Origin of the sequence: Aquimarina addita (assembly GCF_039539305.1) — a bacterium.
Taxonomy (GTDB): Bacteria; Bacteroidota; Bacteroidia; order Flavobacteriales; family Flavobacteriaceae; genus Aquimarina; species Aquimarina addita.
Genome location: NZ_BAABCW010000083.1, coordinates 1 through 537, shown reverse-complemented (window position 1 = coordinate 537; position 537 = coordinate 1). Strand labels below are relative to the sequence as shown.

At 23.5% G+C, this 537-nt stretch carries 1 protein-coding gene; it reads right to left on the bottom strand.

Annotated features, from left to right (window positions below; all coding sequences use genetic code 11):
• Positions 1 to 361: hypothetical protein (locus ABD816_RS22250; RefSeq protein ID WP_344931126.1), on the bottom strand; the 361-nt coding region annotated here is incomplete at its 3' end.
• Between the last annotated feature and the right edge of the window lie 176 nt (positions 362 to 537).

Sequence of the window (537 nt, the reverse complement as noted above, 5' to 3'; positions counted from 1 at the left end):
AAGAAGATTTCAAATAATCAATATTTAACCCTTTTGGAAAATCTACTATTAATTGAACAACATATGCTTTAGAATCCTCATCATATAAACCATGAAATAACATGCCTTCTTGAAGTGGACTTAACTTGTAGATTTTATCTCTATTACTATTATCTTTTCTTTTTTCTTTTTTAAGTATTTCTATTAATAATCCCTTATTATCCTTAATAAAGTCAATTATATTATACTTTTCCTTTTCGAAGTCAATTTTATAATTATTAACGCGATCTTTATATCTTTTTAAAATTATTTCTTCATTTTCTTCTATTAAGAATAAATTAAAATGATCAAGTAGTTTAAAAAACTCTTCTAAATCTTTCATGTGGTTTATATTTTAAAAATATCCTCAGAATCTGAATTTTCATTTAAAAACTTTTCTAATTCTTGAAATCCGACTTCTTTTTCCAACCCATAATCAGAGGGTGTAAAATCTCTTTTTTGTTTAGAACAGCAGTGAAGAATTATTTTTTCTAGATTATCCAAATATTGATTGGATAA